This is a genomic window from uncultured Sphingomonas sp. (assembly GCF_964244265.1).
Lineage (GTDB): Bacteria > Pseudomonadota > Alphaproteobacteria > Sphingomonadales > Sphingomonadaceae > Sphingomonas.
In genome coordinates this window covers 1-7,139 of the sequence record NZ_CAXTHV010000053.1, presented here as the reverse complement: position 1 = coordinate 7,139, position 7,139 = coordinate 1, and the positions used below count along the sequence as shown (strand labels likewise).

Genomic DNA, 7,139 nt, shown 5'->3' with positions numbered 1-7,139 from the left:
CTTCTCGAGATGGAGGAGAACAGCACTGTCCCGTTCGGTGGTAGGATCAATCAGATGCTTATCGGCCATGATGCACCGACTGTTGCACCGGCTAGAGTTAAAGTCTCGTTGGTCCAGTGAAAGATGCCCTTTCGCATGTGACCGGCGTGGAAAAGCCACACTGGGAGGGATTCCTGTGACCGGGAAGAGTGAGGGGAAAAGACCTCGCTGAAGCTCGGTCGACTTCGAACAGGAGCATCGACCATGACCCACACCACCGACGCTGCCCCGGCTGGGGCGGCGCTTTCCGTGCATCCGGACGATCCGGACATCCGCATCCTGCGCCGCGTCACCGCGCTGAAGGATTTCCCGCTGGCGCCGCCGACCGACGGCCCGGTCCGGTTCGTGACCATCGTGGACACCGAGACCACCGGCACCGACCCCATGCACGACGAAATCATCGATATCGCCGTGGTCACGCTGGAGGTTGATGCGGGGGGCGAGATCGTCGGCATCCTCAGCTCGGGACAGGCCCTGCGCGACCCGCGCATGCCGATCCCGCCCTATATCACGAAGCTCACCGGCATCACCGACGTCGACGTTCGCGGGCGAGTCATCGACCTTGACCGCCTCGAACACCGCCTGAGCAAGGCGGACGTGCTGATTGCGCATAACGCGATGTTCGACATCGCGTTCATAGAAAACCTGATGCCCGGTATCGCCGGGGCGGCCTGGGCCTGCTCGGCCAACGACTTCGACTGGCTGGAAGCCGGGCTGGACGGGCGCAAGCTCGGCCACCTGCTGATGCAGATCGGCCGGTTCAACGATGCGCACCGGGCGATGGCAGACGTCGTCAGCCTCATCCATCTGCTGGCGCATCGGCTTCCGCATGGCGGCACCGTGATCGGCGACCTGCTTGCCAATGCCGAGAAGCCGACGGTTCGCTTCGAGGCGACCGGCGCGTCGTTCGACCGGCGCAGCGCACTCAAGGCGCGGGGCTACCGCTGGGATGCGCGCCAGAAGGTCTGGTGGTGCGAGATCACCGAGAAAGAATGCGCTGGCGAGGAACGCTGGTTCTGACAGCACATCGCGCCGCACGGGCCTGTGCCGCGGATGTTGCCGATCACCTAGCATCAGCGGCATCGCTGAGAGCTGGCGGCGCGCTGCAGCGCGCCGCTTCCTTCCTGAACCGATGAAGCGAGCCCCCCGGGTTGGGGAAAAATGCTCCGGCCATGAAGGCCGTCACATGAGGAAACGACAGCATGCAACAAGCGACCATTGGCCTCGGGCACCAGAACTTCATGCTCGCGCTCCGCCGCGAAATGGGCTGGCCGACCTTCAAGCCAGCCAACGACTGCATCGCCTTCTGCTCGGGGCGACGGATGGACTTCGCCGTCGGGGCCGAGATGGCGCGCATCGCCCAGATCATGCGCAAGGACGCGGTCTACACCGGCTGGGGCAGCATGAAGGCGACCACGCCGCTCGGCTTCACCATCGTCTATCGCGAGTTGCTGACGATCGATGTCGTCGATCGCGTCGTGCCGTTCGCAGTCACGACGACGCGCCGATCGTGTTCGTCAGCACCCGTGCCGATGAACATTTCGTGATTGATGGACGCGGCTCGTTCGTCCGCATGCCCGGCAAGCCGAAAGCCATCGGTGCCGGCCGCAAGCTCGCGATGAAGCGCATCCGCGCCACCGCCGCGACGCTGGGCGGCCAACTTCTGGCCGACAACCGGTTCGTCCCCACGGGCGGAACATGGATCGAGCCGGAGACGCCCGTCGAGACGATCGTCCGCTTCGGCTGACGCCCTGCGGACCCCGCGCGGCGGGGTCCGCCTTCCTGACCCATCAGCATCGTAACCGGGAATGATCCCGGAAGGAAAAAAGCCATGAAGATCGACAACCCGTTCGAACCCCGTCGCCCGCGTAGCTACGTCGTCCTGGACATCGAGAGCGCGGTGACCGACGAGACCGGGCACCGGCGCTACCAGGCGATGGAGCGCTACGTCCCCAGCAACGACGACCAGCCGAGTCGCCGCGGCTACAAGCGTCACGAGGATCCGCTGACCACGCCGCGCTGGCCGTTCCAGACGATCGTCACCGCCGCCGCGATGGTGCTGGTCGAGCACCCGGACGGCAACATCGACGTGTCGCGGTTCGTCACGCTGAGCCAACCGGATCACGACGAGCGCGCTGTCGTCGCAGGCATCCTGCAGGTGCTGGCCGACGCGCCGGACGGTGCCGAGCTCGTCAGCTGGGCCGGTATGCTCCACGACGTGCCGCTGCTGACGCTCGGCGCGATGCGGCACGGATTGACCCTGCCCAAGGGCTGGGGCTGGCTCGGGTTCGGCGGCAACGACCCAGTGCGGCACATCGACTTCGCCAGAACGACCACCGGCGGGTTCAAGATGAAGCCGGTCCACATGGCCGAGATCCTCGCCAGCCTCGACATCCCCGCTAAAATCAGCGTGCCGGCCTTCGCGGTTGCACGGCTGATCTGTGCCGGGCAGTGGGAAGCTGTTCAGGAAGCCTGCGAAGGCGATGTCATCAGCACCGCTCTGCTGCTCGCTCGCTGGCGGCAGCTACACGATCCGCGCGCTGGCGCGGACGCAGTGGAAGATCGCATCCTTCGCCGGATTGTCCAACTACGAGCGGGGCGCGGCTATACCGCAACTCTCGACGCACGACGCGCGACACGCTTCGCCGCGCGGCTAGAGAAGGCCGCAAATGACGCTGCCGTGCTCGCACCGTGGCTCGATCAGGACGCAGCATAGACCGAAAGCTGATGATGCGATCATCAGCGGGCAGCTTATTCGGTGCGTGGACTGTATCGTTGTCGCCTCTGCACAATCGGTTATGCTTGGCGTTTGGGAGGGCCGACACGGGTGCTGCAAGGCGGATTGTTCACGCGCGACTGGTTGAAGCAGGGCATAGCCGAAACTGCAGCATGGCGTGATCTCGACGACGGCGCGGTCGCTACCCTGCGCGCCGCTGTGGGCGATCGTATCGACGACCTGCTCAAGCGGAAAAACCCGGTCGAGGCAGAAACTGAGAACAAGCTAGTCTATCCCGTCCTGCGTCTGCTCGGCTGGGATCATATCTCAGTGCAGCAGCGGATGGACGCGCGCGGTCGAAAGGACGTGCCAGACGCGTTGCTGTTTCCTGATGCTGACGCCGATGCAGCAGCGGCCGGACTCGACCCGTGGCAGCGCTTTCGCCACGGAGCCGCGCTGGTTGAAGCCAAGCGATGGAACCGCCCGCTCGATCGCGCCGCGCAGGGTGACCAGGGCGTCCCGGCTGCGCAGCTAATGCATTATCTGAGCCGTGCAGATGTCACGACGCAGGGCAAGATGCGCTGGGGAATCCTGACTAACGGCCGCCAATGGCGGCTTTATTGGCAGGGTGCGTTGTCGGTCGCTGACGATTATCTAGAAATTGATCTCGGGAAGATGTTCGACCTTCCCGACTGTGGGCGCGACCTGCTCGACGCCGAATTCGATCCAGACCACGTCTTCCGCTTGTTCCTTCTCCTTTTCGGCCGCGCCGCGTTTCTGCCGGCCGAACAAGGCCGCTCTTTCCACGATCAGGCGCTGATCGACGCGCGGCAATGGGAAGAGCGAGTCGCGCGCGACCTGTCGGACGTGGTGTTTGACCGGGTGTTTCCGCTGCTGGTGCAGGCCCTGCCGCTGCACGACCGCGACCGCCCCGGAACAATCGACGACGCTTATCTTGAGCAGGTCAGGTCCAATGCGCTGGTCCTACTCTACCGATTGCTGTTCATCCTCTACGCCGAGGATCGCAACCTCTTACCCGACGAGCGCGGCCCTTATGCTCGCTACAGCCTGACGCGGATGCGGCTGGAAATCGCCGACGCGCGCGAGGCCGGGACGACTCCGGCGGCGCGCAGCACCCAATATTGGAGCCGCCTGGAAACGATCTTCGGCGCGATTGCGGAGGGCGATGACGCGCTCGGTATCCCTCCCTACAACGGCGGGTTATTCGATCCCGCCAACGCGCTGTTGCTTGCGCGTGTACGATTGTCGGACAGCGTCACCGCGGAAGTTATCTTCCTCCTGTCGCATCGCTCGGCTGAGCCGCGCCCGCGCTACATCAATTACCGCGACCTGTCCGTTCAGCAACTCGGGTCAATCTACGAATCGATCCTGGAGTATGCCGTCGAGGCCGACGATGCGGGTGGCGTCCGGCCGCGGCCCGACAACAGCGCGCGGCACCGCTCCGGCTCCTATTACACACCCGAGGACTTGGTCGGTCTCATCATCGAGCGCGCGGTGGGGCCGCTGGTCGCCGAGTGCATCGACACCTTCGCCGCCGCGGTCACTGCCGGCACGACCGGCGTGGCGCTGGCCGCGCTCGATCCGGCCACGCGAATGCTGGAGCTGAAAATCGTCGATCCGGCGATGGGAAGCGGTCATTTCCTGGTCAGCCTGGTCGATTGGCTATCGGACAAGGTGTTCAAGGCGACCGAGGACGCCGCCAGCGTCGCCGGCGGTGGCTATGCGTCACCGCTCGTCGCCCGGATTGCGGCTTTGCGCGCCGACATCCTGTCTCGCGCCGAGCAACACGGCTGGCCGATAGTCGCCGACCAGCTCGACGATCCGCACATCGTCCGCCGCATGGTGTTGAAACGCTGTATCTATGGCGTCGATCTGAATCCGATGGCCGTCGAGCTTGCCAAGGTGGCGCTGTGGTTGCACAGCTTCACTGTCGGCGCGCCGCTGTCATTCCTCGATCACCATCTGCGCTGCGGAAACAGCGTGCTCGGCGCATGGGTGCGTCCGACTACCTTGTGGCTGGCGAACCGCGGCTCGCTGATGGTCAACCGCCATCTCGCTTCGATTGATAATGTCGCCGCCGCGATGGAAGAGATCGAGACGATCCCCGACAACGACATCGCCGAAGTCGAGCAGTCCAAGGCGTTGTTCGGGACAGTGGCGGAGGCCAGCGCACCGATTGACGCGCTGTTCCACCTGATCGAGGCGGATACGCTGATGGGAGTGTTCCGCGACGCCCCGGCCCGCATCCGCGAGAGCGCCGAGCAGATCGAGCGTGTGGGTCGCGCTACCGTGGCGCAAATGGCCGAGGGCAATGACGCTCAACGTGCGGTAAAGGCCAAGGCGCTGGCTAAGGTCGAGAAAGCGTTGGCCAAGGCGGCCGAAGCCGAGCGCCGCTACGACCGGGCCGAGGCATTCAAGATGGTGCTGGAGGGCAGCTTCGGCGATCCGGCGCAGATTGCGACGGGCACCCTTGATATCGCCGACACCGCGCTGCGCGAAGGGTCGATCGCGCCGTCGTCGCAGACCAGTCTGCTTCCGTCCGCGCGGCCGGACGACCGGCGCCGTCTGATCGCCGACACGCTCGTGCGCGAGGCGCGCGGGCTTGCCGATGCGCATCGCTTCTTCAATTGGGAGATCGCCTTCCCCGGCGTGTGGCGCAATCTGGCATCGCAAGGCCGCAGCGGCGGCTTCGACGCGGTGATCGGAAACCCGCCCTATGTGCGGCAGGAGATGATTGGCGCTATCAAGCCCGCGCTCGAAAGCAGCTATGATAGCTATGCCGGGACCGCCGATCTCTACGTTTATTTCTACGAACAAGGCCTCAAGCTGCTCCGGCCCGGCGGGCGGATGGCCTATGTCGTCACCAATAAGTGGCTAAAGGCGGGTTATGCCGTGGGGCTGCGGCGGTTGTTCGCGGAAGGGGCGTGGGTCGAGTTCATGGCCGATTTCGGCCATGCCCGGCGCTTCTTCCCCGATGCCGACGTGTTCCCCTGCGTCACCGCGGTGCGCAAGCCCGACGCCGGACCCGCCCCGGAGACCTTCGACCTGGCTGTGATCCCGCGCGACGACGTTCCGCGCAGCGGACTAGCCGCGGCGGTGCAGGCCGCCAGCTATATCGCGCGCCGCGACACGCTTACGCCCGAACCTTGGACGTTGGAGCCACCCGACGTCGCCGCGCTCCTGGCGAAGATCCGCGCCAATGGCGTGCCACTGGTCGAATACGCTGGGGTGAAGCCGCTCTACGGAGTCAAAACCGGCTTCAATGAGGCGTTCCTGATTGATACCCCTACCAAGGAACGTCTGATCGCCGACGATGGCCGTGCCGTCGAAATCATCAAGCCCTACCTGCGCGGACAGGACATCGATCGGTGGCTGCCCGATTGGCAGGGGCTGTGGATGATCGTGATGAAATCGAGCAGCGACTTCGCCTGGCCTTGGGCTGGTGCCGCAACCGAAACGGCAGCGGAGGCGATCTTCGCCGAGACCTTTCCGAGCCTACACCGTCATTTCAAGCGCTATGAAAGCCTCCCCGATCCCAAGACCGGCAAGCCCAAGGGACTGCGCCATCGCGAAGACCACGGGCGGTTCTGGTGGGAGCTGCGACCGTGCGCGTATTACGACGCATTCGAGCGTGAAAAGATCGTGTTCACGGAGATTACGTGGACCGCATCTTTCGCGCGCGACCGTGCCAACCGATATCTCAACAACACAGCATACATTTTGACGTCCTCCGACGTCCGTCTGATCGCCAACCTGAACTCACCGGCAGCGTGGTGGTTCGGCTGGCGCGACGCCATTCACGGCAAAGATGAGGCGCTACGTTTCATGGCCAGCTTTATCGAAAGGTTCCCCTTGGCGCAGCTTTCGTCTTCGGACGACGGGCAAATGATCGACCGCACCGAAGGGGTAATCGCTGCCACCACCGCCATCCGCGCCGCCGATCACGCTCTCGCCGATTGGCTGCGCCACGAGATCGGATTCGCCAAACTACCCGCAGGGCTGGCGCAGGCCAGCCGGCTCGACAGCGACGGCTTCATCGCCGCAGTGCGGGCGGCGCTGCCGAAACGGGCCGGTATCACCCCGTCGCGGCTGATGCAGTTACGCGCCGCTTTCGCCGATACCGCCGAGCCCGCCCGCGCGGCGCGCGTGGCGGCGCTGGCCGACGAGCGCGCGCTGTCCGACATCGTCAACCGCGCCTATGGCCTTACGCCCCACGACGTCACGCTCATGTGGCGCACGGCGCCGCCCCGGATGCCGCTCGCTCCACCCGTCGTGGCTGCCGCTCCGCTAACGGATACGGCTACGGACCTGGGCTAGGGCCGAGACTCATATCCACCAAGTGACGATTGCGGCGAGGCTGATG

5 protein-coding genes are annotated in these 7,139 nt (G+C 64.9%); all 5 read left to right on the top strand.

What is annotated here, in order from left to right:
* The first annotated feature begins 243 nt into the window (after nt 1-243).
* The 5 genes from ACFE7K_RS15190 to ACFE7K_RS15170 all read left to right on the top strand — a co-directional run bounded on the left by ACFE7K_RS15190 (nt 244) and on the right by ACFE7K_RS15170 (nt 7,093).
* Nucleotides 244-1,059, top strand: a complete 816-nt coding sequence (locus ACFE7K_RS15190) for a 3'-5' exonuclease (protein WP_375399038.1) — start codon at nt 244-246, stop codon at nt 1,057-1,059.
* Nucleotides 1,060-1,241: 182 nt separating this feature from the next.
* Nucleotides 1,242-1,586, top strand: a complete 345-nt coding sequence (locus ACFE7K_RS15185; RefSeq protein WP_375399037.1) for a hypothetical protein — start codon at nt 1,242-1,244, stop codon at nt 1,584-1,586.
* Entirely contained in the window at nt 1,550-1,786 is a 237-nt protein-coding gene (locus ACFE7K_RS15180; RefSeq protein WP_375399036.1) for a hypothetical protein, read from the top strand. Before ACFE7K_RS15185 ends, ACFE7K_RS15180 begins: the two co-directional genes overlap by 37 nt.
* Nucleotides 1,787-1,870: 84 nt before the next feature.
* Nucleotides 1,871-2,755, top strand: coding sequence for a hypothetical protein (locus ACFE7K_RS15175; protein ID WP_375399035.1), 885 nt, complete (start codon nt 1,871-1,873; stop codon nt 2,753-2,755).
* Nucleotides 2,756-2,899: 144 nt separating this feature from the next.
* Nucleotides 2,900-7,093: an Eco57I restriction-modification methylase domain-containing protein gene (locus ACFE7K_RS15170; RefSeq protein WP_375399034.1), complete on the top strand. Its 4,194-nt coding sequence runs from the start codon at nt 2,900-2,902 to the stop codon at nt 7,091-7,093.
* Nucleotides 7,094-7,139: the final 46 nt, after the last annotated feature.

Coding starts and splice junctions, on each gene's coding strand:
- ACFE7K_RS15190 (WP_375399038.1), top strand. CDS start 244: ATGACCCACACCACCGACGCTGCCCCGGCTGGGGCGGCGCTTTCCGTG.
- ACFE7K_RS15175 (WP_375399035.1), top strand. CDS start 1,871: ATGAAGATCGACAACCCGTTCGAACCCCGTCGCCCGCGTAGCTACGTC.
- ACFE7K_RS15185 (WP_375399037.1), top strand. CDS start 1,242: ATGCAACAAGCGACCATTGGCCTCGGGCACCAGAACTTCATGCTCGCG.